This window comes from Agarivorans gilvus (assembly GCF_001420915.1).
In the GTDB taxonomy this organism is placed as follows: Bacteria; Pseudomonadota; Gammaproteobacteria; order Enterobacterales; family Celerinatantimonadaceae; genus Agarivorans; species Agarivorans gilvus.
Map to the genome: position 1 here is coordinate 4,361,014 of NZ_CP013021.1, position 25,853 is coordinate 4,386,866.

Annotated in this window: 22 protein-coding genes and 3 pseudogenes; 11 read left to right on the forward strand and 14 right to left on the reverse strand. The window is 43.9% G+C overall.

Annotated features, from left to right (window positions below):
- The first annotated feature begins 70 nt into the window (after positions 1-70).
- A complete protein-coding gene (gene alr, locus AR383_RS20870; protein ID WP_055734881.1) occupies positions 71-1,147 on the forward strand; it encodes an alanine racemase in 1,077 nt (358 codons plus the stop codon).
- 121 nt (positions 1,148-1,268) lie between these two features.
- On the opposite strand, the gene AR383_RS20875 is transcribed toward alr, so the two are convergent.
- Complete coding sequence (locus AR383_RS20875; protein ID WP_055734882.1) at positions 1,269-2,285, reverse strand: aldo/keto reductase; 1,017 nt, start codon at positions 2,283-2,285, stop codon at positions 1,269-1,271.
- A 732-nt stretch (positions 2,286-3,017) separates the two neighbouring features.
- Here AR383_RS20875 and AR383_RS20885 point away from each other — a divergent pair.
- The 3 genes from AR383_RS20885 to rlmM are packed head-to-tail and all read left to right on the forward strand — an operon-like array spanning position 3,018 to position 5,368.
- Positions 3,018-3,944, forward strand: a complete 927-nt coding sequence (locus AR383_RS20885) for a transcriptional regulator GcvA (protein ID WP_055734884.1) — start codon at positions 3,018-3,020, stop codon at positions 3,942-3,944.
- 1 nt (position 3,945) lies between these two features.
- Complete coding sequence (locus AR383_RS20890) at positions 3,946-4,311, forward strand: DUF423 domain-containing protein (protein ID WP_055734885.1); 366 nt, start codon at positions 3,946-3,948, stop codon at positions 4,309-4,311.
- Entirely contained in the window at positions 4,304-5,368 is a 1,065-nt protein-coding gene (gene rlmM, locus AR383_RS20895; protein WP_055734886.1) for a 23S rRNA (cytidine(2498)-2'-O)-methyltransferase RlmM, read from the forward strand. The genes AR383_RS20890 and rlmM overlap by 8 nt, the downstream gene beginning before the upstream one ends.
- 55 nt (positions 5,369-5,423) lie before the next feature.
- Here rlmM and AR383_RS20900 read toward each other — a convergent pair whose 3' ends face one another.
- From AR383_RS20900 to queF, 6 genes and pseudogenes are all read right to left on the reverse strand, one after another.
- Positions 5,424-6,431: an isocitrate dehydrogenase gene (locus AR383_RS20900; RefSeq protein ID WP_055734887.1), complete on the reverse strand. Its 1,008-nt coding sequence runs from the start codon at positions 6,429-6,431 to the stop codon at positions 5,424-5,426.
- A 224-nt stretch (positions 6,432-6,655) separates the two neighbouring features.
- Positions 6,656-7,444: a flap endonuclease Xni gene (gene xni, locus AR383_RS20905; RefSeq protein ID WP_055734888.1), complete on the reverse strand. Its 789-nt coding sequence runs from the start codon at positions 7,442-7,444 to the stop codon at positions 6,656-6,658.
- Positions 7,434-8,805 (reverse strand): annotated as a pseudogene (gene ppnN, locus AR383_RS20910) (nucleotide 5'-monophosphate nucleosidase PpnN). Before ppnN ends, xni begins: the two are co-directional and overlap by 11 nt.
- 93 nt (positions 8,806-8,898) lie before the next feature.
- The gene (locus AR383_RS20915; RefSeq protein ID WP_335338368.1) at positions 8,899-10,488 is read right to left on the reverse strand and encodes a GGDEF domain-containing protein; all 1,590 of its coding nucleotides are present in this window, start codon (positions 10,486-10,488) and stop codon (positions 8,899-8,901) included.
- Between the two features lie 122 nt (positions 10,489-10,610).
- Entirely contained in the window at positions 10,611-12,776 is a 2,166-nt protein-coding gene (locus AR383_RS20920; RefSeq protein WP_055734890.1) for a tetratricopeptide repeat protein, read from the reverse strand.
- An 11-nt stretch (positions 12,777-12,787) separates the two neighbouring features.
- Positions 12,788-13,650 (reverse strand): annotated as a pseudogene (queF, locus tag AR383_RS20925) (NADPH-dependent 7-cyano-7-deazaguanine reductase QueF).
- A 60-nt stretch (positions 13,651-13,710) separates the two neighbouring features.
- On the opposite strand from queF, the gene syd reads away from it, so the two are divergent.
- Complete coding sequence (syd, locus tag AR383_RS20930) at positions 13,711-14,253, forward strand: SecY-interacting protein (RefSeq protein WP_055734891.1); 543 nt, start codon at positions 13,711-13,713, stop codon at positions 14,251-14,253.
- On the opposite strand, the gene AR383_RS20935 is transcribed toward syd, so the two are convergent.
- Genes AR383_RS20935 through AR383_RS20945 form a run of 3 tightly spaced genes read right to left on the reverse strand, consistent with a single transcriptional unit; the run spans position 14,250 to position 16,368 of the window.
- Positions 14,250-15,023, reverse strand: a complete 774-nt coding sequence (locus AR383_RS20935) for a Zn-ribbon-containing protein (protein WP_055734892.1) — start codon at positions 15,021-15,023, stop codon at positions 14,250-14,252. The genes syd and AR383_RS20935 overlap by 4 nt on opposite strands.
- A gap of 2 nt (positions 15,024-15,025) precedes the next feature.
- Positions 15,026-15,313, reverse strand: a complete 288-nt coding sequence (locus tag AR383_RS20940; RefSeq protein ID WP_055734893.1) for a hypothetical protein — start codon at positions 15,311-15,313, stop codon at positions 15,026-15,028.
- Between the two features lie 8 nt (positions 15,314-15,321).
- Entirely contained in the window at positions 15,322-16,368 is a 1,047-nt protein-coding gene (locus AR383_RS20945) for a DUF3549 family protein (protein ID WP_055734894.1), read from the reverse strand.
- Positions 16,369-16,501: 133 nt separating this feature from the next.
- On the opposite strand from AR383_RS20945, the gene AR383_RS20950 reads away from it, so the two are divergent.
- The 5 genes from AR383_RS20950 (at position 16,502) to AR383_RS20970 (ending at position 20,480) form a co-directional block, all read left to right on the forward strand.
- Positions 16,502-16,819, forward strand: coding sequence for a YqcC family protein (locus AR383_RS20950; RefSeq protein ID WP_055734895.1), 318 nt, complete (start codon positions 16,502-16,504; stop codon positions 16,817-16,819).
- Positions 16,812-17,183, forward strand: a complete 372-nt coding sequence (locus AR383_RS22400) for a pseudouridine synthase (protein WP_250636641.1) — start codon at positions 16,812-16,814, stop codon at positions 17,181-17,183. The genes AR383_RS20950 and AR383_RS22400 overlap by 8 nt, the downstream gene beginning before the upstream one ends.
- Before the next feature lie 17 nt (positions 17,184-17,200).
- Positions 17,201-17,581, forward strand: coding sequence for a pseudouridine synthase (locus AR383_RS22405; protein WP_250636642.1), 381 nt, complete (start codon positions 17,201-17,203; stop codon positions 17,579-17,581).
- Between the two features lie 419 nt (positions 17,582-18,000).
- Positions 18,001-19,407: a maltoporin gene (locus AR383_RS20965; protein ID WP_055734897.1), complete on the forward strand. Its 1,407-nt coding sequence runs from the start codon at positions 18,001-18,003 to the stop codon at positions 19,405-19,407.
- Between the two features lie 59 nt (positions 19,408-19,466).
- The gene (locus tag AR383_RS20970; RefSeq protein WP_157051811.1) at positions 19,467-20,480 is read left to right on the forward strand and encodes a MalM family protein; all 1,014 of its coding nucleotides are present in this window, start codon (positions 19,467-19,469) and stop codon (positions 20,478-20,480) included.
- Between the two features lie 494 nt (positions 20,481-20,974).
- Here AR383_RS20970 and AR383_RS22410 read toward each other — a convergent pair.
- Together AR383_RS22410 and AR383_RS22415 are read right to left on the reverse strand one after the other, a co-directional pair.
- Positions 20,975-21,745, reverse strand: a pseudogene (locus tag AR383_RS22410) (carbohydrate porin); the annotation flags it as partial.
- Between the two features lie 89 nt (positions 21,746-21,834).
- Entirely contained in the window at positions 21,835-22,218 is a 384-nt protein-coding gene (locus tag AR383_RS22415) for a carbohydrate porin (protein WP_055734900.1), read from the reverse strand.
- Between the two features lie 512 nt (positions 22,219-22,730).
- On the opposite strand from AR383_RS22415, the gene ptsG reads away from it, so the two are divergent.
- Positions 22,731-24,164 carry a PTS glucose transporter subunit IIBC gene (gene ptsG, locus AR383_RS20985; RefSeq protein WP_055734901.1) on the forward strand — a complete coding sequence of 478 codons (1,434 nt, stop codon included), beginning with the start codon at positions 22,731-22,733 and terminating at the stop codon, positions 24,162-24,164.
- Positions 24,165-24,222: 58 nt separating this feature from the next.
- Here ptsG and AR383_RS20990 read toward each other — a convergent pair whose 3' ends face one another.
- Together AR383_RS20990 and dapD are read right to left on the reverse strand one after the other, a co-directional pair.
- Positions 24,223-24,600 (reverse strand): DUF3461 family protein, encoded by a 378-nt coding sequence (locus AR383_RS20990; RefSeq protein ID WP_055734902.1) that lies wholly within the window; start codon positions 24,598-24,600, stop codon positions 24,223-24,225.
- Positions 24,601-24,782: 182 nt separating this feature from the next.
- Positions 24,783-25,820, reverse strand: a complete 1,038-nt coding sequence (gene dapD / locus AR383_RS20995; protein WP_055734903.1) for a 2,3,4,5-tetrahydropyridine-2,6-dicarboxylate N-succinyltransferase — start codon at positions 25,818-25,820, stop codon at positions 24,783-24,785.
- Between the last annotated feature and the right edge of the window lie 33 nt (positions 25,821-25,853).

A 25,853-nucleotide genomic window follows, 5' to 3' on the forward strand; every position in this document is an offset into this window, starting at 1 on the left:
TCCAGCTTTGTTTGACCGGGTGGCTAATCCGGTCAACGACTATCTTCAGTTTTCTCATTAAGGAGGAAGGATGCTCACTGCAGAAGCTGTGATCGATTTACAGGCTTTACAGCACAATTATCAAACCTTAAAGCAGCATTGCCCTCAGCAGCAGTTGGTTGCCGTTATCAAAGGAGATGCTTACGGGCATGGTGCGCTGAGAGTGGCCCAAACCTTAACTAGCGCTGATATGTTTGCCGTGGCTAGAATTGAGGAAGCCTTAGAATTGCGTGCTGCGGGGATCGAGACGCCCATTTTGTTATTGGAAGGCTGTTTTTGCCTTGAGGATCTCATGCTGGCGGCGGAACAGCGTTTTCATACGGTGGTTCATAGTGACTTCCAATTGCAACAGTTTACTTCGGCCCAGCTACCTGCTCCGATCCAAGTGTGGCTTAAATTAGATACCGGCATGCACCGCGTGGGTATTGAGCGAGAGCAATTTTGTGAGTTTGTGCAGCAGCTACAGCGCTCAAGCAACCTTGCCGGAGAGCTGGGTTTTATTAGCCATTTAAGTTGTGCCGATGATTTACAGTCAGATACCACAGCGAGGCAGATCGCTTTATTCGAAGAATTAACCAAGGCCTATAGCGGGCCTAAAACGCTGGCCAATTCAGCTGGCGTCTTGTTTTGGCCCGATGCCCAGTATGATTATGTTCGAGCAGGGATCTCCTTGTACGGTATTTCACCTAGTGAGCAATCTATTGGTCAAGATTATCAGCTAAAGCCAGTGATGAGTTTAAAGTCGAAGTTAATTTCGGTGCGCCAGCACCGTAAAGGTGAACCGATTGGTTATGGTGAAATTTGGCGTGCCAGTGAAGATACTCTGGTAGGCGTGGTGGCGATGGGTTATGGAGATGGTTATCCACGCTCGGCACCTGCCGGTACGCCGGTTTATATTAATGGTCGAATCGTCCCCATTGTGGGCCGAGTATCGATGGACATGCTAACGGTTGATTTAGGCGCTGATGCTAGCGATAAAGTGGGTGATAGCGTTGAGTTGTGGGGGCGGCAATTACCGATTGAAAGAGTGGCCCAAGCCCTAGATACCATTCCTTATGAGTTATGCATTAAATTGACTAAGCGGGTAGCCAAGACTCTGGCTTCGTAAAATACTGTCGAGTTTGGTGGTTGAGCCACCGAGGAAAATGGTGCCACCGTTTATAAAAAGACACTCGTTTCTTTAAAGACGTTTAAGGCGCCAGCATGGCGCCTTAATGATTTGTGAGTCTCTATTGACTTAAGATTTGCTCGATAGTCTGGAGTTCCTGACCACTAAACGACAAGTTATCTACCGCTTGAACGTTGTCAATCAATTGCTGCGCAGAGCTCGCGCCGATCAACACCGAGCTAACTTCGGGTTTTTCTAAAATCCATGCTAGAGCCATTTGCGACAGGCTTTGGCCGCGCTGCTGTGCTAAGTGATGAAGCTGCTTTATTTGTCTTAAGTGCTCGCTCACGCTGTCTTGCTGTAAGTAGGACTTGCTATTGGCCGCGCGCGAATCCGTGGGAATGCCATTTAGATAGCGGTCACTCAATAAGCCTTGAGCAAGCGGTGAGAAGGTGATCAGGCCTACACCTTTGTCATCGAGTAAGGGCATCAGTTGATGTTCGGCGGCGCGATCAAACATAGAGTAGCGCACTTGATGGATCAGACAGGGGGTGCCTAGTTCATTAAACAGTTTTAGCGCTTGCCGCGTTTGTTCCGCGCTGTAATTGGAAATACCAACATAGAGCGCTTTGCCTTGACGAACTAGACTGTCTAAGGCTCCAACGGTTTCTTCAATCGGTGTTTCGTCGTCTGGGCAATGATGATAGAACAAGTCCACATAATCTAAGCCCATTCGTTTTAATGATTGGTCGAGACTAGATATTAAATATTTTCTAGAACCGCCCACGCCATAAGGGCCTGGCCACATGTCGTAGCCAGCTTTCGATGAAATAAACAGCTCATCACGGTGTTGCGCAAAATCCATGGTCATTATCCGACCGAAGTTGCTTTCTGCTGACCCATAAGGAGGACCGTAGTTATTGGCTAAATCGAAATGGGTGATGCCTAAGTCAAAGGCGGTGCGCAACATAGCGCGAGCATTGCTGAAGTTATCGTGTTCACCAAAGTTATGCCAAAGCCCTAAAGATAAAGCGGGGAATTGAACGCCACTGTTGCCAACACGACGATAGGGCATGCTGTCATAGCGTTGACTACTGGCTTGATAAGGAAGAACTGGCGCATGGTCATTAATTTTCATAAATACACCTGTTAATAAAAGTCGCCGTTAGTCTACTTATTATCTGTTTTTGGGTGTAGTAATTGCTCGTTGGCAAGCTTCGCCTTGTGATTTGCTCCGCAAAGTAATGACTTAAAACACTGCCAGTTTACGGCTGCTTTAAATTACATATAAGTGCACCCCAAACGCCATGCTCAGCTTACCCTTAGCTAGGGTAATTGGGGCTAGCAAGGTTTAGTTGCTACTTATGCTAGGATTGGTCTTGATCGGTGTTTATGTTCTTGAGCATATTAAGCCTGCCTGGGATATCAACATAAAAGGGAACTTCGATGAAAGAGCGTGCTTGTTCGATGTATTTAGTGAGCTGAATCAAAGATTAATTTTTTTAATGATTGCTGAAGTTAAGCCAGTTTACTCGAATTCTATCTGAATTAAGTATCTTACTGAAATTAAGGCAAAAAAAAGCCACTGCCAAAGGCAGCGGCTTAAAATTCTTTTTGACAGACAGGGTCAAAATAAGAAACAGGGAAGCCAGCAAATAGGCTGACAAATGCAAACACAACATAGCAATCACAGCCACTACAAATCCGGTAACGACTTGAAGAGGCCTGACATAACACCTTGATATTAGGTGCTGTGTCAGACCCCTTCAGCTGATTGCGGGGGCATAATAAGCTTCAACTAGCCGAGCAACAACAGATAATTTATAATGCCCATAGATTAGAAAAACTTATCCGTTAACAGGGTGTGAATATGGCGCGTCGTTTGCCTCCACTAAATGCGTTAAAAGCCTTTGAAGCGGCTGCTAGGCATTTAAGCTTTACTCGTGCTGCCGAAGAGTTATTTGTGACTCAGGCAGCGGTAAGTCACCAAATTAAGGCTTTAGAAGAGTTTCTAGGTTTAAAGCTTTTTCGTAGAAAAAACAGAGCATTACTTTTAACAGAGGAAGGCCAAGGCTACTTCCTTGACATCAAAGATATTTTTATCTCACTGACTGAAGCAACTGACCGCCTATTGGCCAGAGGAGCAAAGGGAACCATTACGGTCAGTTTGCAACCCAGTTTTGCTATTCAGTGGTTAGTGCCACGTTTATCTCAGTTTAGTGAGCTGCATCCCGATATTGATGTACGAATTAAGGCGGTTGATCTTTATGAAGGCTCCTTAACTGAAGATGTAGACGTGGCTATTTATTATGGCCGGGGTAATTGGTCTGGTTTGCGCGCAGATAAACTGCATACCGAATATTTGTTGCCGGTTTGCTCACCAAGCTTGTTGGTGGGAGAAAAGGCCCTAACCAAACCAGAAGATTTGCAATATCACACTCTGCTGCATGATACCGCCAGACGAGATTGGAAAGCGTGGTTTAAATTGGTGGGTTTGCGCCAGATGAACGTGAACCATGGGCCGATCTTTTCACACTCAACTATGGTATTGCAGGCCGCTGTTTATGGACAAGGGGTGGCCTTGGGCCACAGTGTTTTAGCTAAGCCAGAAATTGAAGCAGGGCGTTTAGTGTGTCCTTTTGAGCAAGTTTTGCTGAGTAAAAATGCCTATTACATGGTATGTAAACCCAGCCAAGCCGAGCAAGGTAAGCTGGTAGCGTTTCGCGAGTGGATGATTTCACTGGTAGAGCAAGAACAACAAGAGTTTGTCCATGAAGGCCTAGTGGAGGTTGAATAGCATGAGCAGTAAAGGGGCTGTTGCCTTACGTGTGGCTTTGGCGGTATCGGGAGCTTTTTGTGTGGTGATGGGCGCAGGAGCGGCTCATGGTTTAAGTCGCATCTTGAGTGAGAGCCAATTATCTTGGGTTGAAACCGGAGTGCTTTATCAGCTACTTCATATTGTTGCTGCATTAAGTTTGTTTGAAAAACGCCGTTTAACCGCCTGCTTATGGTTGGTGGGGGGCTGGCTATTTGCTGGCAGCTTGTATTGCTTAGCCTTCTTTGGCTCAAAATGGTTTGGTCCAATAACCCCAATCGGTGGAGTAATAATGATTATTGGCTGGTTAAGCTTGGCTTGGTCAGTAAAGAGTAAAATAAATGAGTAGTGTGATTTTATATTGTCGCTCTGGTTTTGAGAGTGATTGTGCCGCCGAAATTCAATTTCATGCCGAGCAACTGGCTTACTTTGGTTATGCTAAAGCGCTAGCCGACAGTGGTTTTGTCGAGTTTAATTGTTATTCTCATGAGCATACACAAGCGCTGTATCAGTCTTTGGATTTTCGTCAGTTGGTGTTTGCTCGGCATTGGTTTTTAGCGCTGGAAGAGTTGCAGTTAGATGAAAATAATCGAATAGCATCGATTTTGACGCTTGAGCAACAGCTGCCTAAATGTGGCAGTTTACGTTTAGAGTACCCTGATACTAACGAGGGCAAGGCGCTGTCTAGCTTTTGTAAAAAGTTTTCGCGTCCTCTAGAGAAGGCATTGATAAAACATCACTGGTTAACGGCCAAAGCTAATTCTAAATTGCCAGCCATGCAGCTGTTTTTTACCAGTGGTACTCACTGTTGGCTTGGCTATAGTGATACCCGTAATGGCAATCCCCAGCACAACGGCATCCTGCGCTTAAAGTTTCCCTCGCAAGCACCTAGTCGCTCTACTTTAAAACTTGATGAAGCGTTTATGGTGTTGCTTAATCAGCAAGAGCGAGAGCAGTACTTAGTTAATGGCCAGCATGCGGTTGACTTAGGTGCCTGTCCGGGAGGGTGGACTTATCAACTGGTGCGGCGAAATATGTTTGTCGCGGCAATTGATAATGGCCCGATGGCCGAGTCGTTAATGGAAACTGGGCAAGTACAACACTATCGAGAGGACGGTTTTAAGTATCAGCCAGAGCGAAGCAACGTAAGTTGGTTGGTCTGCGACATGGTGGAGCGTCCGGCAAAGGTCACCAAGTTGATGTTGAAATGGTTGGCTAACGGCTGGTGTCAATATGCGATGTTTAATTTGAAATTGCCTATGAAACAGCGTTTTAATGAGGTTCAGCAAGATTTGACCCTATTGCGTGAGGGCTTGGCTGAATTGGGCTTGCAACACGAAGTCAGGGCTAAACACTTGTATCATGATAGAGAAGAGGTGACGGTGTTTGCGCGAGTAAGCCGCTAGCCTGTTGTGAAATAAAAAAGCAGCGTAAACGCTGCTTTTTTATTGAGTTGCATTTTTATAAGCGGTCTAAAATCGCTTGGGTGAATTCTTTAGTTCCGGCGCTACCACCTAAATCGCGAGTGGTTCTGTCACCGCTGGCGATAACATCTTTGACTGCGTTTAAGATTTTGGCAGCTTTGTCTTCCATACCTAGATATTCGAGCATTTGAATACTGGCTAAGATCACCGAGGTAGGGTTGGCAATGTCTTGTCCTGCAATATCCGGCGCGCTGCCGTGTACTGCTTCAAATATTGCCGCCCGGTCACCGATATTAGCGCCTGGGGCCATACCTAGGCCACCCACTAAGCCCGCACATAAATCAGATAGGATGTCTCCAAATAGGTTGGTGGTCACCATCACATCAAAGCGCTCGGGATACATCACCAAATTCATACAGGCTGCATCGACGATCATCTCTTCTGATTCGATGTCGGGGTAGTTCTTAGCGACTTCGCGAGCCACTTCTAAGAACAAACCTGATGTGGATTTCATAATGTTTGCTTTATGTACTGCGGTCACTTTTTTACGACCTTCTCGACGAGCTAATTCGTAAGCGAATTGTACGATCCGCTTGGCACCATCTCTGGTGATAACGCTCATAGCTTCGGCACTGTTTCCATCTTCACTGCGCTTTTGACCAATACCGGAGTACATGCCTTCGGTATTCTCGCGAACCGTAATAATATCGACGTTTTCGTAGCGAGCTTTAGTGCCAACAAAAGAGCGCACTGGGCGCAGGTTCGCGTAAAGGTCAAAATGCTTACGCATAGAAACGTTAATTGAGGTAAAACCTGTGCCAACAGGAGTGGTCAATGGACCTTTAAGGGCGATTCCATTTTGTTCTATTAGTTGCAGTGATTTTTCAGGCAGTAGGCTGCCATCACTTTCTAGGGCCGCGAGCCCCGCGTTGGCGTAATCATACTCGAAACCACAACCGGCTTTATCCATGATTGCAATTGCACTTTCGATAATACTAGGTCCAATACCATCTCCAGGTATGACGGTGATTCGTCTCGTTGACATATCTCTTCCTAATTCGTAGGCATTCTTATTATCGGGGGAGGAGGTAACACTCCGTGTTAATACCCAAATATCAGGTGTTTGGGCAACACCTAGTTTACATTTTTTTAACGCTATACTCAAAGTTAAATGCTTAAGACTTAGGTCTTAGTTATTTAGGTATAACAGAGCCTGGGCTATTGTGAAAAGTCTTTCCCTATTTTTTATAAGGAATGTCTTAGGTCACTTTAATTCTGCTGGTAGCGTAATTGTTTTAAGGTAAACCCCAGCTTTAAATCCGTTTTTAATTTGAGTAGCTGTTGGGCTTGTTGCAACTGTTGACTATTATTTTGTACCTTTTTCGCAAGCTTTTGTGGCTGCGGTTCTGCCAATATGGCTTGTGCATTAGGGTATTGCTTAAGTAGTGTTTGGGCGCTTTTTGCTCCTATGCCTGTAACGCCTGCTACATTAACACTACTATTGCCGACTAAAGCCCAGTAATCATTGAGTTGGGCGAGTTTTATCCCTAGTTTCTCTTCGACCTCTGTCACGGTGATGTACTCTCGCCGAAAATAGTCGTATAGATGGACGCCTTGATTTAACAAGGAGTAATAGCCCCGGTCGGTAGATACGATAGTGACGGGATAATTGGCACTGGCGGCCTTAGTGGCAAGCGTGGCACAGATATCGTCTGCTTCATGCTCAGGGGCGGAAATTGAGTCTATGCCGATGTCGAGCAACAGATCTTTTAACGGCTCTAATTGCTCAGCCAGTTCGCTGGGCATGGCTGAGCGATTTTTTTTGTATTCTGGAGCGATTTGTTCTCGCCAAGCGCAGTGCTCTCCGTCAAATACGGCGATAATATGGCTCGGTTGCAGTGATGAAGTGAGCCGTTTACAGGCACTTTTTAGTGCCCGCTCTGTGGCTAGACTTAGCGATGCGCTTGCCGCCCGTTGTTGCTGTACGGCAAACAGTCGACGGATAAGGTTCAAGGCATCGATAATAACCAAGTGCTTGCTTTGGGGTTTAATCACCATTTTTAGTAGATTTACCTATTTTATAGCAAGGTTCGTAATGACTTCCTGGCAGCTTCATGCGGTGCTGTGAGACAAAATCTTCTAATAGTTTGTCTAACATCTTCATTATTTTGGGGTCGCCATCAATATGAAAAGGTCCATTTTGCTCAATTTGTTTTATCCCTTCTTCTTTTACATTTCCGCTAACAATGGCAGAAAAAGCTCGGCGTAGATTAGCCGCTAGATCTTGTGGTGCCTGGTCGAAATGCAGATTGAGCTTTTCTACATTTTCGTGCAAAGGTTCAAATGGGTGTTGAAAATCCCCATCTATTTTTAAACTCCAGTTAAACGAATAGGCGTCTCCAATGGCGCGGCGGTAGTCTTTTACCTTCGGCATCATCTGTTTAATGGTTTGTGCTGCTCTAGCTGCGTCATCAATGATAATTTGATAATGTTGTTGGGCTTCATGGCCTAGGGTGGCACCGATAAACTCGTCAATGCTTTTAAAGTACTGCTCACTAGACTTAGGACCGGTTAGCACAATCGGTAGAGGCTGGCGTGCATTTTCTGGGTGCAGCATGATGCCCAATACATATAAGAGCTCTTCGGCGGTGCCTGCTCCACCGGGGAAAATTACAATGGCGTGGCCGATTCTGACAAAGGCTTCAAGGCGTTTTTCAATGTCGGGCAAAATAATTAATTCATTGACAATAGGGTTGGGCGGTTCAGCGGCAATGATACTGGGCTCGGTTAGACCGATGTAACGCCCATCATTGACCCGTTGTTTGGCGTGCCCCACCGCCGCGCCTTTCATTGGCCCTTCCATTGCCCCTGGTCCACAGCCGGTGCAAATATTCAGCTCGCGTAAACCTAACTGACTACCCACTTCGCGAGTATATTGATATTCCTCGTCGTTAATTGAGTGTCCCCCCAACATACAACTAAATTGGGTTCCGTTCCGGGGTGAATTACCCGAGCGTTACGTAAGATAGAAAAGACTAGGTTAGTGATATGGGAAGATTGATTAAGGTCGAGGTTAACTTGTTCTTTAATTTCGTTAGACACATAAACAATATCGCGTAAAACGCTGAATAAGTGTTCTTGAATACCGCGGATTAACTCTCCGTCGACAAAGGCATCTTCAGGTGCATTAGCCAGCTCTAATTTTACCCCCGCTCACGGCTGAGAACATTGATTTCAAAGTCTTTATAGCGTTCTAGTATTTCACGGCTACTGTCTGTTTTACTGCCCGAATTTAGTACCGCTAGGCTGCAATTGCGATACAACAAATAGATGTCTTCTGAGGCGGCTTGGGTGAGTTGATTGACTTCGAGTCTCGACAGCAAATTCATGCTGCCGACAGGATTGATATGGGTAATCATTAACACCTCACGACTTATTGTGTAATTTTATATTTACAGTATAGCGCGAGGCGTTTGATTTTGGGCGGTTATTTTTAGTAATTTTGAAACTAACTAGCTGATTATATTAACTTTGTCTCGGCCGCTGCTCTTGGACTCATACAAGGCCTGATCAGCGCGTTCAAATGCATCAAGCGGTTTGTCGTTTTCTTTGAACAAGGTCGCCCCAATGGAAACCGTGACCGTTACTTGCTGGTCTTTGAATCTAAAGGGCAGGGCTTTAATTTGTTCGCGTATATTGTCTAATGGCACCATTACTGCGTCAGGAGAAATGTTGGGCATTAGTAATACAAACTCTTCACCGCCAAAGCGTGCCAGAAAATCGGTATCTCTAAGATTATTCTGTAGCGCTCGAGCTATTACTTTCAGGGCTTTATCGCCCGCCATATGGCCAAATTTATCATTTATAGACTTGAAATGGTCGATATCAATGATGGCCATACCTAAGTTGTAGCCATAGCGCTTCCAACGTTTGTATTCTAATTCTAAGCGTTCATCTAAAGCAGCACGGTTGTAGACTTGAGTTAAGCTATCGATAAACAATTTATGTTTATGAGCATTGAGGCGCTTTTTGTATTCATTGGTTTCTTCACGCACCAGACGCAGCTTTAATTCGACTTTACTGAGTTCATCAAGCAATTCACTGGTACGTTGCTCAAGTTGTTCTTTTTCTTTGAAGACGTCGGCAATTTGGATCAAGCGATTTTGAATCGAACTTTTTAAGGTATCTAAATTGTCACTAGAGCGAACTTCAGCACCTAGCTCTAGTATGCGGGTTTTTAGTTGGCCGTCACGTTGCCGTTGATCTTTATGGTTTATTTTAGACTGATGCAGTGAGTCACTGAATTTATCATGTACTCCCTCTAAGCTTTCGTTTAGAGAGTAGAGAAACTCTTGCGATGCTTTGCGCTCTTCTCGACTACCTTCGATAACCAGTTGAATGACTTTTATACATAAATTAGGTAGATCTTCTGGCTCGATACCGACGAGCAATTCTGAGCGAATTTGGGTTAGCTGAGTTCCTACGTCGCCGGCATAATCTAGCTCGGTAATGAGTCGTTGTAAGTCATCGCAAATACGCTTGTGTAAACGACTGTCGAGAATGCTTTCTTTGGGCTTTAGGTTTGCTACGTTATCTGAGCTGCTCGCGCCGCCTACCACGGGTTTATTGATAAGAGCTTGATAATAGTAGTTAAGTAATTGTTCGAGTCGTTGTTGATTATCTGTATGTGAATATGAAGGCGGTTGTTCAAGAAAATCGGTAAGCTTGCGGCGCAGCTGAGGCGGAAGCCCGTTAATACGCTTAAGTGATTCTCCAGAGGTTTTAATAATTCGCTGGTTGTGAGCGAGCAGTTTTTTTAGGGTTTCACTATGTTGTTTAAAAAGTCCATCTAATTCATGTTGGTATTGAAAAATAACCGAGAGATCAGAATTAGTTTCAACTTCTTTTACTAGTTTTTCCAATTTTTGGTCGAGCTGTTCATCTATGCCATAACAAATTTTTGATAGGCGAGAAATGAGCTGGCTTATCGCTTTATTTTCCATTCTAACCTTTGCTTCTTGGTTTGAAGGATTGTTGTTGGAGCTGTTTATTTCGTTTCTCACCAACGCAAGTCGCTTCTTAATAGTGATGATGTCGCTCATCGTTTAAACCAATACTTCCTAGCGTGCCAAATATTAACTGAATTTAGCATAACATTCGCCGTTAGGTAACCACAGTCCCTTGCTTTTACGGCAATTGTTTTCTTTTAGGTGTTCGTTTTTGTTTACCAATTTATCAGTGTCTTGTCTGCAGAGGCGTTAACTTTAACTAAACCTTTGGCGATCGCTTGCTTAATATCTTCAGTGATATTGCTGCAGAAAAATGCGGCGTGAGAGCCACTCATCGCGCTTAGTTCCACCCATTGACTCTGCTTGGTTTTCGCACAAAGTTGTTGAGCACCTTCTAAAGCAAGCCAAAGCACTTCGGTCATACCTTTATCGTCAATGGCGTCTTTAGCTTTAACTAAAAATGGTTGGCTGCAGCAACCAATCGCCAATGACAATTCAATTTCTTGCTTAGTTGCTGACAGTTTGGCACAAGCCGTTAGTTGTTGGCATAGCTGATGGGGCGAAGTGTTAGCTTGGTCAATACAAAGGATTAATTGTTTGTCATTGATATGACCTAGCTTGTAGTCGCCCTCAAGACTATCTTTTAAATCACTGATTAGGCAAGTGAGCAAGTTGCGTTGAGTTTGAAAGCCTAGCGTTTGATGCTCACTGAAACCTAGGTATTCAATCGATAAAAGAGCCAAGGTTCTAGTCGACTGGGGATGATATTGAGCTTCATCTAAACATAACAATGGGATTTCGCTATTGGCCAATTGAGGGAGGCCAGTCATGGGGTGCAAGGTAAATTGTTTAGTGAGTTGGCTTAAGCTGGTGGTTTTACTGAGCAGCTTTTGCCGCGTCACTAAGTAGAGGAATAGCAACATAATGCCAAACGCACATACCAACACCAATACAAGCTGTTGAACATTGCTTTGCTGGATCATTAAGGCTTTTTCTTTGGTTAGCTCTGAGAGCTGTTGAGCCTGCTCTATGTATTGGTAGTGTTGTTTAAATTGCTCGCGTTTTAGTTCGTTTCTGATCTGTTGATATTGTTGGCTAAGGTTATGATATACCTTGAATTGTTCTAAGGCTAAGTCGTAGTTACCGTTTTGTTCGTAGGCCTGAGTCAGCAATTTGTAAACCTTACTATGGCTACTGGTTAAGCCCATGGTATTGGCAATTTTTTCGGCTTTTTCTAACTGTAAAATGGCCAAACCATTCTCATGGTTATTAATATGCAACTCGCCCAGTAACAATAAACTCCGCAGTAGTTTGTTGTTGAGTTTTAATTCGCTGAATAACTGCCTTGCTATTTGTAAGTGCACTAATGCCGGTGTGTAGTTAGACAATTCCATATAAGTCTTGCCAAGCCGAAGCTCAATATCTGCTAGCAAGGGCTTATTGTGGTTGGCTTTGGCAATGTCTTTTGCATTAAGGTAGTGCACTAAAGCGGCGTCTATATCACCGCCTAGTTCTGCCATATCGCCCAGCGCGGCTATCTCTCTGGCTTGAATGTCGGGGTTATTTAACTTCACCGCACTGGCAATTGCTTCTTGTTGATATTGCTCAGCAATGGCCAGCTCACCCTGATCCAAATAAACCTTAGCTATATTGGCGTTAACTATGCTACTGAGTAACAGTGCTTCTGAACTGGGTTTCCCTCGCTGGTTAATTTGGACTTCACTGAGGTGACTTAAAGCAAGTTCTGGCTGATTGTTAGTTAGATAATATTCGGCTAGTAAGTTTTCTGACCATGATCGAACTACTTCTGATTTACCCGCGTAGGCTTCTTCTTTCGCCTTAAGCAAGTGAGTTTTGGCTTCGCTACTTTTGCCCTGGCTTTGATAATAATTAGCTAATACTTTTTCTAACTGGAAGCGCATATTGGGTAATGGGAAGACATTGAGTTTGTCTAAACTTTGTTGCGCCAATTGAATGTAGTGATAGCTAGCGCTTGCTTGCTTTGGATCGCCACTTAGTATCAGTCCAGCGATGATATAGGCTTGGGTTAAGTAGGCTTGATATTGTTTTTCGGTGGCTTGTTCAATTGCCCTATTAATAAAGTCTAAGGCTTGTTCGGTGTGGGATATGCGATAGGCACACAGCGCAGCAAGTTGATTGCTGAGTATTTCTTCACCTTGCGGATCTTTGGGTTTTATCGCTTTACGCTGGGGTTGCTCGATTTCTTGCAAGCAAGCCCTAGGGTTGGAAATTAATAGTTGTCGTAAGGGTTCTAGGTTTTTGGGGACGTGAATAAAGCCATGCTCATAAGCAACTAGATTGCCACTCATAAAACAGCAGAGTAGGGCAAGTAAGCGTAGGGCTTTCACTGATACTTTCAATTATCTAACCTTTATTGACGAAGTAAACGCCAATTGCCCAGCTTTTGCTCTGCGTTTGCGGCGTTGGTGCGCATGGGGTTGATATCAAGCCCGCCGCGCCGAGTATAACGAGCGTACACGGTTAACTCGTTGGGCTTACAGTAGTGCATGATGTCACAAAATATTCGTTCAACACATTGTTCATGAAATTCATTATGTTGTCGGAAGGAAACAAGGTAGCGCAATAGTGCCTCTCGATTAATTTTAGGCCCTTGGTAATCGATATAAAGGCTAGCCCAGTCAGGTTGATTGGTAATTAAACAGTTTGATTTAAGCAGGTGACTGTTTAGTTTTTCACTGACTTGCTGCTGCGGATTGGCCGCAGCTTCTAACAGGCTGGGTTTGAGTTGGTATTCATCAATGAAAATGTCTTGTTGGTCGATATTTATGCCCGGTAATGCACTGTTGTTATAAGCGCTATCAATCGGAATTAGACTCACCTCAACATCGCCTTCAGCACAGTTTTTCAAGTCTTTCGCTAAGGTTTGTTCAACTGTTGCTGCGTCAGCAAAGTGGCTTTGATTGAAGCTATTTAAATATAGTTTAAAAGACTTTGATTCGATTAAACAACGCGAGTCTGCAGCCACTTTGACTTCTGCTACCGCTACCACCGGTAAGCCTGAATTATTCAACCAAGACAGCTCATAAAGGTTCCACAAATCGTAGCCACTAAAAGGTAGGGCTTGATTTTCATTAAGCTTGATTTGTTGACGATTTATGCTGCGAGGTACGCCTTGCAATAATTGGGGGAATAATGGCTGACATACTCAGTGGGTTTACCAAGGCTTAAACTGTCTTTTAATTGTTCAGAGGTGTCTAAGGATTGCTTTTTCATGGTGTTGTTACATCGAATTAGTTAGGCTTAGTCTATCTTAATTTGAAACGAAACACATCTATGAACCAGCTTATAAGCTCCCCTCTCTCTGTAGTTTTTGCTAAGTTTGAACAAGATTGGCAGATTAACGGTTATCCGCATCTCGACTACGATCCAGATTGGTTATCGCCTTGTCAATTGGGTGAACAACGCAATGGTAATATCCAATGGAAGCCGTTTCTACGTGAGCAGCAAGGGGATTTTTCAGGCATAGAGCATGCCTTAGAACTGCGCTTGCACGCTAGTATAAAAGCCTTTTATGGCGACTATTTTTCTGCAGGCCTAGTGATGGATTACCAGCAGAATCGAATCGAGTTAGTGCAGGCTTGGAATGAGCAGGATTTTGAGATCTTATTGGAAAACATTATTGGCCATCTGCTAATGCAAAGGCGCTTGAAAAAGCAGGCCACCGTGTTTATTGCGACTACCGACGATGAAATGAAAGTGGTGAGTATCGATAACGACAGTGGTGAGGTGGTACTTGAGCAGTTAGGGAAAGGCATTGAACAAGTGCTAGCGGCTTCTTTAGATGAATTTTTGGCTAAGCTGCTTGTGGCCGCTTAGCTCTTAAAGTCCCACGATAGGTTTGAAACTAATCGACAGTTGTCGCACTTGAAGTCAAAAATATCGTGGACGCTATGCTCTAAACGCCAATCACCACCACAGCTTGGACAGCTTCGAGTTTGTTCACTCATTAAATTATCGCCACCTACACGATATAGATAGTAATAAGTGGGAACCTGGGTGAGGTATTCTAGTCGTTTACAGAGGTCATAGCCGCGGCGAAATAGTCGACTGTTTATCTGGCTAATCTCGTTTAGTGCGCCGTGTTCGAGAATGCTGCCATTCATTTGTAACTGGTCGCAAGCCGACCAATCTTCTTGCCATTTAATCAGTTGTTTATGGTCGCCATTGGCCACCGCTGGCAAGCGATGCAGCGGAATGGGAGTGAAGTGTTCACCGCAACGCAGTGGCGAGCAGGTTTGCAAGTAGTTGGTATAGAGTACTTGCCATTTGGGCGTATGGCACTCATCACTGTCATCGGAGTTTATATCACGCCCGAGCAACTTCAGTTTGGGGCTCAGTAAGCCGACATCGTGTAAGCCCTGTTTTGCCCTCTTTACTTGGTTACTTTGGTATTTTTCTAGCAAGCTATCTTGCAGGGGAGAAACTACTCGGCAAGCGAAAACTGCCTCTTTTAGTACAAGAGGAAACTCTCGGCCAATGATTTGTCCATTGTAGCGCCAGCAATCGAGTAAGGCATTGATGGCTTTTTCGGCTTGGCTAATGGTGGTATCGCTGTAGCACTCGAAACGAACTTCATATAAGAACATGCTTAGCGGCTTTCCTCTAATTGCTTGATGCGCTTGAGTAATAGAGCAACTTGCGTTTCTAGCTCAGTGACGCGTTGCTCAAGCGAGTGTTTGGGCTCAGTTTGCTTGGTTTCAGCAGGCGTGGCGAGTTGCTTAAGAATGTCGGGATTTTGTTTATATGCCTTAATCGCATCAATAACAATCGGCATCGGTACTCGGCTGGTGAGCCTACTTTTAACCAGCGCTAGGGTGGGTTCTTTATTTTCATTTACCAGTGATTTTATTGCGAGCAGGGCGATTTGTTGAGACATAAGCTTACCTAATGAGTTTGTTTGGCCTGATAAAGCTGGAGCAATTGGGCGACAGCCCCTTGCAGCGCAGGGGAGTTGTTGGGATCGCGTAGCTGTGCCAATACAAAGCTGCGCAGTTGAGGAATGAACACTAAATCGCTAAATATCTGATAAAACAGTTGTTGGTCTTGTTGCTTGGCCAGCGCTTCAAAAAAGTGCTTGAGTAAGTCCGGATCACTTAAATGTGGCCATAAACGCCCGGCTATCGCAATGAAGCTGTGGACTGAACTCGCAGCATCTAACTGTAATATGATGGCTTTTTTGGTTAGTTGGCTAACTTGGGCACCATTTAAGGCGCGTAAATAGACACTGGCTAACTCTTCATTTTTTTCCAATTGGCTTTGATGTAACTGGGCGATGCAATGGCTTAGTTGTTGGTCCAGTTGAACGTGTTCTAAAAGCTCCAAGGTTTTTTGCGTGACTTCTATGGGCAGCTTGGGTAGGGCGTCACAGAGTAATTTACTGTTACCCTCCTTATCTAAGCGAGCGACTAGGTCTGCCAAGCCTTGTAACGCGAGTTGTTGCCATTGTTCCCAGCGGGTTTCATCGGCTAAATACTGACGTACCGCGGTGTAGTGTTCAGACGGTGGTAATCGGCAATCACGTTTGTAGATGGCGTTAAAAAAAGCCAATTTTTCTTCAATCGGTTTATAAATATATTGATTGTTTGCTAATGCCTGTTGTTGCTGTTCACTGGGTTGCTGATTAAGTTGCTGACCCATGGCATCAATCACTAGCGTAATAAATTGGTCACGAGCCCCTAAGTGAATAAACCCTTGCTCGTCTACGGGAAGTTGTAAGAACCAAATATAGGGGGTGTTTGACTGTTGCTTTTGCCAGAAACAAACGGCAAAGCGAGCGTGCTGCTTAATTGGAGCTGGATAGGGGAGTGCAGCGATCTCCATTTGATAAAAATCTTGTTTATTAATGACTTGAACTTGCCGGCCCATTTCGTAAATTTGTAGCTCGCTGCCCGACGCCTGCAGTATTTCACTGAGAGTAGAGAGTTGTTTCATTTCGACTATTCGCTGTTCTTTGCAAATTTTGCCGTCAGTATCCACATTTATTAGGCCAAGGGCAATTGTTGATGAAAGCTTGGGAGCAGGGTGCGCGCGATGATATAATTCGCTCTTTAGCTGAACAAAATTGATGTCCCAAATTATCCTTGAACAACTCCAGCAAATTGAGCGTTGTTTAAAGCAAGCGCAGTGCTGGCAGCTTAACTCTCCGTCGGCTCAGGCCTTAGCTAGCACTCAACCATTTTGTATCGATAGCCTTTCATTCACCCAATGGCTGCAGTTTGTACTATTGCCTAAAATGTACCACTTAATCGAGAATGACTTACCTTTGCCAAAGGTTGTAGCGATTAGCCCTTACGCTGAAGAAGCATTAAAGCATGAGTCGTTTGATGTAGCTGAGTTATTAGTGGTTCTAAAATCCTTCGACGCGAGTTTTTCTAATGAATGAGTCTGGGCTTTTATCTAGCGAAGATATTGAACAAATAGAAGCAATTGGCGCTCGATTAGAAGTGTTATATGAAGATGAGCACTATGTTGCCGTGTATAAACCAGCAGGCTTATTGGTTCATCGTAGCTGGATAGCAAAAGAGGCTAGCCTGTTTGCGTTACAGATGTTGCGCGACCAATTGGGCCAATATGTTTATCCGGTACACCGGTTAGACAGACCTACTTGTGGCGTGTTGCTGATGGCAAAGTCTTCGGAAGCTGCACGTAAATTAGCTGAACAGTTTGCTTCACATAAGGTTGGTAAAAACTATTTAGCTGTGGTGAGGGGCTATGTAGAAGGGGAGCACCTTCTCGACTACCCTTGAAAGAAAAGCTAGATAAGATGACTGACCGACAAGCGCGAGAGGATAAACCGGCGCAAAGCGCGATAACGGCCTACCAAGGTTTACAAACTGCAGAATTGCCTTATCCATCAGGAAAGTTTCCTACATCGCGTTATAGCCTAGTGGCGATGCAACCTAAAACTGGAAGAAAACATCAGCTTCGACGTCACATGCATCATTTAAGTCACCATATTATTGGTGATACCACCTACGGAGACGGACGTCATAATCGTTTGTTTCGAGATTTGGGTTACTCTGGTTTGTGGTTGTTTTCTAACCGTTTGAGCTTTGTCCACCCATATAAGTTGCAGTCAATTGAAATTGATTGTCCCTTGCCAGACCGTTGGAAACGCTTATATCAATTAATGACTTGGAATTAGTTCACTCTTTATTAATGATCTAGATCACAATTTGAACATTGAAATGGAACCATGAAAGCCTTTTCAAGTCTCTGTAAATTTATTACTTTTTTTATCGTCGAATCGTTAATTTTAGCTGGTTTTTACTGGTTTTTTGGTAATTTACCTACTGAAAGGGTTTTCTTTGTGATTGAAAGCATTTTCAAGGCGGCTTTTGAAGTATGGCATGGCTGTGATCTAAGCCTTGTTTTTGTTGGTAAAAGCTTTGTTTTCAAGCAATTTTCATAAAAACTGATCTGTGAGCTAGTTCAAAGTTGCATGGGGTTCAGCTCCCTATAATCCACCCCAGTTAGCGGATATAAGCACTCATACAAATGCACCGCTGGCTCTTACTTAAAAGGTAAGGGACTTAAATAGTTCTAATGGAAAAGGAAAGGATTATGAAACTGAAAACACTTGCTGTTGCAATCACTGCAGCAACAATTTCATCAAGCGCTTTCGCTCTTGATTTCAACGGTTACTTCCGTGCCGGTTTTGGTATGAATGCTGATGGTGGTTCACAGTTCTGTTATGGTAACGGTGGTCCAGATGCTCACGTTGTGGGTCGTTTAGGTAACGAATGTGATACTTACGCTGAGTTGTCGTTTAGCCAAAACGTGGTAGAGCGTCCTACCGGTGAAAAATTCTCTATTCACACTTTAGTAGCTTATGGTACATATGAAGAGTTCGGCTTTGCCGGAACACGTGATACTCGTGGTAACTCTTTCCAAGGTGTAACTGGTGAAGCTCCTGAAGCTGGTGCTGAGACCGCTGGTTCTCCATGGTCAGGTCAACGCTTATCTTTCCGTGAAGCCTACGCGAAATATATTATGTCTAGCGGTATGGAGCTTTGGGCTGGTAACCGTTACTACGGCCGTAAAGACGTTCACATCAATGACTGGTACTATGTAAATGGTTCTGGTTATGGTGTGGGTGTAGACAATATCAACGTTGGCTTAGGTCAAGTAGCTGTAGCTGTGCGTCATACTAAATGGCATGATGTGTCTGGCGGTGCAGACATGAGACAAAACATGGCATCTACTCCAATTCTTGACTTACGTTGGAAAGGTGTTGATGTTGGTCTTGGCTCTTTAGACTTTATTGCGATGCTAGGTAAAGCAAACCTTAGCGACGCGCAAGAAGAAGGCGCTACTGACGGCCAATACAATGACAAAACTGGCTTTAGTGGTACTATTGAATGGGCTCTAGGTTTTAGTGGTGGCTTTAACAAGTTAGTTGCCCAGTACAATACTGAAGGCTTCGCTTGGTCTGGTTACGGCATGAACAACCACCTAGGTGACTCATACAACATTGGTAACTATAACAACGGTGGTGATGCTCAGTTAGGTCGTAAATCATGGCGTATCATCGACCATGGTGTTGCTAGCTTCGGTCGTAGCTTCGATTTGGGTTACTCTGTATTTTATTCTCAACTAGATAATCCTGGTTCAGATGAGAAAGGTAAGCGCTTTGGTGCAACCGTTCGTCCACGCTTCAAGTGGAATGATACCATGAGCACTCAAGTTGAGTTTGGCTACTACAACCAAGAAGATCCTTGGGAGCCAGAATCAACTGACCTGAAGAAAGTTACAATTGCTCAAGCTTGGTCTCCACTCAAAGAAAAAGGCGGTTTCTGGGCACGTCCTGAAATCCGTATTTTTGCAACTCATTTCTTCGGTTCTGACAAAGACAACCAGTGGTGGGATGGCGCAGCTGGTACAGAAAACCCTGAGTGGGGTGGATACGGCACAGGCGTATTTGACAAATCTGAAACTATGTTCGGCGCTCAAGTTGAAGCATGGTGGTAAGCCATACAAATTTAGTTAACTAAATTTGTTGCTAGTCAAGGCCCTCAAAATGAATTATTTTGGGGGTCTTTTTATTTGATTTTACGGAGAATAACGTGCGAAACAAAATAGCCGTAGTTTTTGTTGCCTCCTTGTTAGGGCTCGGTGGTTGTAGTTCTGGAGATATGTTAAGTCTGTCTAGTGATACTCGAGATCTGTTTGTTGAGCCTAGTGAAGCTGCAGCCAGTTTGCAAAGCGCACCCATATGTTGTGAGCAACTTGCTCAGTTATCTTATAAGTCCATCTCTTATAATTATGATGCGGAAGAGGAATTAGATGCTCGGCATCAAGCTTTCACATTTAAGTCGGGTAAAAGTTTCGTATTAGCTTATAAATTGCCCGCATTAAATACCGATATTCCTGTAAGGATAGAGAGTGTTATTGGTGAAACAGTATTCGCGCCAACTGTAGCTTTATTGAGTGATAGCTTTGAAGTCAATCGCGTAGTTCCTGCAAGTTCGTTTCAGTACCATGAATTGAAAGGTTTTTCTGGTAATAAATTATCGGCGGCTTTTCGTATCAATACAGAACAGCGAGAAGGTCGAGCTCGAGATGCTTATATGCTGATCTATACCACCGACGAGGCGCGTTCAAAAAGCACTCAAATTGTCCACCCCGAACGTTCACGCGCAAAAGCGCAAGCGAAAGCTGATCCCGGGATTCCTGATCCCTTAATTCCTCATTCCGCTTTTGGTTTAGTTAATGTGACATTAAATCCTGATTTATCGAAAGGTTTTTTTTCTGATGAGGCATGGTTTGGTAGCTCCAACGCCGATCCAAGCTTAGCTATTGTTGAAGAAGTCCAACCGTCACAGGCTGCGCAGGCATCTAGCCCAACCTTAGTTGCACCAGTAGGTAATCGTAGCTTGAAAAAGCCTATGCTTGAAGAAACTGAAAGCTTTTACAATAAGCTTATTGCTGAAATGGTTAAGCAAGGCGAGGTAGAAAAAGCGCTTAAGTTGGTTGAAGAAGCCGAATATGCAGGTTCTCGTACCGCTAGAGGCGCCTTTATCGAAGCCGTTAAGAATAAGTAGTTTCTTGAATGATACTTCTGATTAAGCCAGCAAAAGCTGGCTTTTTTCTATTTTAAATCTGAGATTGCTGTTGGCCGAACCATTACGACCTTCCTCATTATGGTTAGCGCAGTTGATTTGAAATTTTTGTATATCAATGTTTAGTCATCGTCTTTAGCAATGGCTTTACCGCTCGCTTTCATTTGTGGCTTTGTGTGGCTTTGAGCAATCTAAATCAAACTTATAAAGCAGATGCAAAGTTAGCTTTTGCTGGGGAGGGAGGAATAGCTAGTGGTGGTATTGGCGAATAGCACTTTGTCGCAGTGCTTTAACTAAGGTGTGCAGGGTAATAACAATAGAAAAAACGCCTGATGCAATCCATCAGGCGTTTCAGTTTTCAATGTGTCAATCCTTATTGGGATTGATTAAATCAATTTTGAGCTTACCACCAAGCTTCTGCTTGGAAACCGAAGGTCTCTTCATCTTGAGAGCTAGAGTCACTAGAGATGTATTTGTCAGACTTTGCGTAAGTGGGCAAAGGCGCGAATAACTGGGCGAGCAAATACATTTGGACCAGCGTGCCACTGTTTAGCCAAGGTGACTTTGGCCAACTTGTTATCTTGGTCACCATTGGCTTTTGCGGCATCTTGATATTCAACCATGTCGTAACCAAGATCTAAAATAGTAGAGAGGTTGTTGTTCCAGTTGTATTGCGGGCGAACACCCACGGTGAACAAGCTAGAACCTTTGTTATCATCGTTATCGTAGTTAATTACATAGCTTAGTGCTGCTGACTCGCCTAAGTTAACTGAACCAAAGTCCATAATGCGATACCAAGTGCCGTGGTTGCTTTCAGCAAGGTAATCATTGGCCTTAAGTTGTTCTGAGTTGTTTTCTTGATAAGCAAAACCGCGAAGTTGACCATTAGCGCCAATACCTGCCATTGCGTCCGTTGCGTAGCTAAATGATAGCTTGTTGAAGCCGCCGAAGAAGTTACCTTGAGTATGCTCAGCAATAAAGAACAGACCGCTGTCTTTTTGATTATCTACAATGAAATCTTGCTCGGCCGCTTCAGAATAGGTGCCGTAAATGGCGACCAAACTTAGCTCACCGTTATTGTTAGTGCGAATTTCATCTAAACGTAAGTCAATGTTGTTACCGGAGAAGTCAGCCATCATCCCAGCGGAACCAGCGACGTTGGCATCATATAGAGCTTCAGAAGTATTGCGTACCCAAGCCGCCAATAGTTTGGCAAAGCCTACATCGATGTTTTCAATACCAGCGCCTGCGCCAGCGTTAGCTAACTAGTAGTAGTCAATTTGGTGAACATCACGGCGTTGCTAAAAGCGCATACCAGCCCAGATATTTGAAGCTTTTAGTGACTGCACCATGTTTTGCCCTGAAACATACATTTCACGGAGGATGAAGGGCTTTTTTCCCAATCATTACGCTGGTCTACAGAGTGAGCTAATAAGGTATGAACAGCCATAGCTTTATCGCCTTCTTCATATAAGGGAGCAGAAAGCGCTATTTCAGCATAAGTTTCACTCTCATTACCTAAGTGGTGTTTATAAGGAGAGCCGTTAGCCTGGAAGCATGCTTGTTCTCCACCTGATCCTGTTGCACCGATACCAGAGCGCATGTAGCCGTGAAACTCTGGGCTTGCCGCCATCGCTTGAGAAGAGATAGCTGTGCTAGCAATAGCAAGTGTTTTTAATTTAATTACATAAACCTTATGTATATTTATATTAAGTTCCAATCATTGACATGGATAAGCATCCTATTCTGTGATTTGTGATTACAACGGAACATTATGTCGATAACATTGTGCCAGTAGATTTTCATTTTGTCTCGTGAGCGCAGTCACAGTAATTCGTGAAAGCGATACCATGGTCTGAAATTTGTTAGTTTTTTAAAGTTAAATTTTGAGTTTCATTTTAATGATGGTTTTTTAATCTTTTCTGGCGTAAGGAAACAGATTGTTGTGAGTAGGTTAAAACTTGCTCTAATGATGTGGCTTAGTTACGTAAAAAAGTGTTTTTATCTATTTTGTTATTGCTTGTTACAAAGTGTTACAAAAAGAGCGGTTTAACTTGTGCTAACTCGCATTTTTATTGCAGCGAGCAGCCTACACTAAGCGCCATAAATCGTTAGGTAACGAATTTAGCGGCAGTTCAAATTATTTATATTTATGTCGTTTCAGTATTGGCCTTTTACAGGAAAGTGATTAAGGCTTTATTTAGTACACAATCAGCCCACTAGGAGCTTACTATGTTTAAAAATTTGTTCGCGCAAGCGCAAAAGGTAGGTAAAGCACTGATGCTACCCGTATCAGTGCTGCCGGTTGCGGGTATCTTGCTTGGTGTCGGTGCGGCCGACTTCAGCTGGATGCCTAGCATTATTTCAGCGTTAATGGAAAATGCCGGTGGTTCGGTGTTCGGCCAAATGGCTCTACTATTCGCTGTTGGTGTAGCACTCGGCTTTACTAATAACGATGGTGTAGCGGCATTAGCTGCTATCGTTGGTTATGGCATTATGACTGCAACACTAGGCGTTATGGCTGGTGTTATGGGCGTTGATAAGATTGATACAGGTGTACTTGGCGGTATTTTGGCCGGTGGTGTAGCCGGTTGGACTTTTAACCGCTTCTTCCGTATTCAGTTACCAGCCTATCTTGGCTTCTTTGCTGGTAAGCGAAGTGTGCCAATTATTACTGGTTTCTTAACCATTTTCTTAGGTGTTTTGTTAGCTATCATCTGGCCACCTATCGGAAACGGTATTGCTACTTTCTCTCACTGGGCGGCTGAACAAAACCCAACTCTAGCGTTTGGTATTTACGGCGTGGTTGAGCGTTCGTTAATTCCATTCGGTTTACACCACGTATGGAACGTACCATTCTTCTTCGAAGCGGGTTCTTGTGTAAGTGCTAGCGGTGAGCAATTAAATGGCGTGTTAACCTGTTACCTTTCAGCTGATGAAGCTTCTCGTGCAGCTAGCACTTCTGGCTTTGGTCAACTAGCTGGTGGTTACATGTTTAAAATGTACGGCCTTCCAGCTGCTGCTATCGCTATTTGGCATTCTGCTAAGCCAGAGAATCGCGCTAAAGTTGGCGGCATCATGATCTCTGCTGCTCTAACTTCATTCTTAACCGGTATTACTGAACCCATTGAATTTGCGTTCTTGTTCGTAGCACCTGTTCTATATGTTATTCACGCTCTATTAGCAGGTTTGGCATTCGTCATTACTAATACTTTAGGTATGGTGCACGGTACTTCATTCTCGCACGGTTTGATTGACTTCATTGTACTGTCAAGCAACGCTCAAAAAATGTGGTTGTTCCCAGTAATTGGTTTGGCTTATGCCGCTATTTACTACACTGTATTCCGTGTTGTTATTGCTAAGCTTGACCTTAAAACACCTGGTCGTGAAGATGAAGAAGCAGTTGCGGGTGCCGTTGTTTCTGAAGATGAAATGTCTAAAAACTTAGTTGAAGCGTTTGGTGGCAAAGACAACATCGTTAGCCTTGATGCTTGTATTACCCGCTTACGTATTCAAGTTAAAGCGGTAGAATCAGTTGACCAAGCTAAGCTTAAAGGCCTAGGTGCTGCGGGTGTTGTTGTTGCAGGTCAAGGTGTTCAAGCTATCTTCGGTACTAAATCTGACAACTTAAAAACCGATATGGAAGTGTACTTAAAAACACTATAACCATGGTTTGTTGTTCTAAATAGAAAAGGAGGCTTAGCCTCCTTTTCTATTACAGTTTTTATAAGCGTTCTAGCTTTGTTTCAATTTCCGCAATTTTATTTGCCACCACTTTTTCTAGATGTTTTAGCTCTGACAATATTTGCTGTTTGGTATCTTTTTCTTGCTGCTCTCTACGAGTTATTTGATCTAGTTCTTCGACGATGAAACGTAAGTTCGTATTAATTTCGGTGGTATCTTTGTAGGTGCCTCGGCCGCCATCAACCAGTACGGTTTTCTTTTGCCGCGGGTACTTAAACTTCACACTGCGAGTGAGAAAGTCGCCCTTTTCTTTGTGAAAGTAAATTTTTAAAGTATCGGAGTGAGCTTCTTGGCGAAGACTGTAACGTTCAATATCATTTGGATTGTTGATGCCAATGCTTTTTAGGTTTTTGTACATGGATTTCCCTCTATCGTGAGTCTTCGTTTTTATGCTGGAAACAGAGACCTCTGTTAATTTACAGAGCCTGTAACTAGCAGCATAGCGCAGAAAAAATAGAAGCGGTGTGAACTGGGAAAGTTTTTAGTGTTCGGTAGGGTGGGGATAAACCCAAGTAGTTGGCACTACTTGGGTTGTGGCGCTTAGTTGTGAGCGTGTAACTCTTCGTTTAAGGCAATCGCCGTTTTATTAGTTAAACATTCGATTGCACCGCTAATACTGTTGCGACGGAATAATAGGTCTGATTTACCCGCTAATTCACGTGCTTTAATTGTGCCTGCTTGTTGTTTGTTTTCATCGATTAAAATCACTTTGGTACCGGCGGTAATATATAAGCCAGATTCAATGGTGCAGCGGTCTCCTAAGGGGATACCTGTTCCAGCATTGGCGCCAATCAGTGACTCTTCACCTACTGATATAACCATATTGCCACCACCAGAAAGTGTGCCCATAGTTGAACAGCCACCGCCAAGATCAGAGCCTTTGCCCACGAATACGCCTGCAGAAATACGGCCTTCAACCATACTTGTGCCAGCTGTTCCAGCATTGAAATTACAGAAGCCTTCATGCATTACCGTGGTACCTTCGCCAAGATAAGCACCTAAACGTACGCGAGAGGTAGCAGCGATGCGTACGCCGCTTGGTACCACGTAATCAGCCATTTTAGGAAATTTGTCAACGGAGGTGACTTGTAGCAACTCGCCTTTAGCGCGCGCTTCTAATTGACGAGCAGGTAACTCTGCTAAATCAATAGCACCTTGGTTGGTCCAAGCTACATTAGGCAGTACCGCAAAAATGCCAGTTAAGTCTGTGCCATGGGGTTTAACTAAACGATGAGATAGTAAGTGCAATTTAAGATAAGCTTCTGGAGTAGAGGCTGCTGCACTATCTTCATTGAGCAAACATAAAACTCGAGGCTGTTTGCTTCCCAATAGGGCTTTGTAAGCGTTCACTTGCTCGCTTAGACCTAGGGCTTCCGCGTTTTCGATTAAGCTGCTTAGCGCTTGGTCGTCTAACTCTATGTCTTGTTTAGCGTTGTTGTAATTTAAACCTTTAGTTAGCGCACTAACCTGTGCTGCAGTGGGGTTTAATACTGGGGCAGGGTAAAAAACTTCTAGCCATTGGCCATTTGCGTTTTTACTTCCCACACCAACGGCGTAACTAAAAAAGTCTTTTGACATGTTCGTCTCCAAATAGTAGTTGAGCTTGCAGAA

Coding starts and splice junctions, on each gene's coding strand:
- AR383_RS20915 (WP_335338368.1), bottom strand. CDS start 10,488: ATGAGCGACATCATCACTATTAAGAAGCGACTTGCGTTGGTGAGAAAC.
- AR383_RS20875 (WP_055734882.1), bottom strand. CDS start 2,285: ATGAAAATTAATGACCATGCGCCAGTTCTTCCTTATCAAGCCAGTAGT.
- AR383_RS20965 (WP_055734897.1), top strand. CDS start 18,001: ATGAAACTGAAAACACTTGCTGTTGCAATCACTGCAGCAACAATTTCA.
- xni (WP_055734888.1), bottom strand. CDS start 7,444: ATGGTGATTAAACCCCAAAGCAAGCACTTGGTTATTATCGATGCCTTG.
- alr (WP_055734881.1), top strand. CDS start 71: ATGCTCACTGCAGAAGCTGTGATCGATTTACAGGCTTTACAGCACAAT.
- AR383_RS20990 (WP_055734902.1), bottom strand. CDS start 24,600: ATGTACAAAAACCTAAAAAGCATTGGCATCAACAATCCAAATGATATT.
- AR383_RS20935 (WP_055734892.1), bottom strand. CDS start 15,023: ATGTTCTTATATGAAGTTCGTTTCGAGTGCTACAGCGATACCACCATT.
- AR383_RS20950 (WP_055734895.1), top strand. CDS start 16,502: ATGTCCCAAATTATCCTTGAACAACTCCAGCAAATTGAGCGTTGTTTA.
- AR383_RS22405 (WP_250636642.1), top strand. CDS start 17,201: ATGACTGACCGACAAGCGCGAGAGGATAAACCGGCGCAAAGCGCGATA.
- syd (WP_055734891.1), top strand. CDS start 13,711: ATGAACCAGCTTATAAGCTCCCCTCTCTCTGTAGTTTTTGCTAAGTTT.
- rlmM (WP_055734886.1), top strand. CDS start 4,304: ATGAGTAGTGTGATTTTATATTGTCGCTCTGGTTTTGAGAGTGATTGT.
- AR383_RS20890 (WP_055734885.1), top strand. CDS start 3,946: ATGAGCAGTAAAGGGGCTGTTGCCTTACGTGTGGCTTTGGCGGTATCG.
- AR383_RS22400 (WP_250636641.1), top strand. CDS start 16,812: ATGAATGAGTCTGGGCTTTTATCTAGCGAAGATATTGAACAAATAGAA.
- AR383_RS20940 (WP_055734893.1), bottom strand. CDS start 15,313: ATGTCTCAACAAATCGCCCTGCTCGCAATAAAATCACTGGTAAATGAA.
- ptsG (WP_055734901.1), top strand. CDS start 22,731: ATGTTTAAAAATTTGTTCGCGCAAGCGCAAAAGGTAGGTAAAGCACTG.
- AR383_RS20945 (WP_055734894.1), bottom strand. CDS start 16,368: ATGAAACAACTCTCTACTCTCAGTGAAATACTGCAGGCGTCGGGCAGC.
- AR383_RS20885 (WP_055734884.1), top strand. CDS start 3,018: ATGGCGCGTCGTTTGCCTCCACTAAATGCGTTAAAAGCCTTTGAAGCG.
- dapD (WP_055734903.1), bottom strand. CDS start 25,820: ATGTCAAAAGACTTTTTTAGTTACGCCGTTGGTGTGGGAAGTAAAAAC.
- AR383_RS20900 (WP_055734887.1), bottom strand. CDS start 6,431: ATGTCAACGAGACGAATCACCGTCATACCTGGAGATGGTATTGGACCT.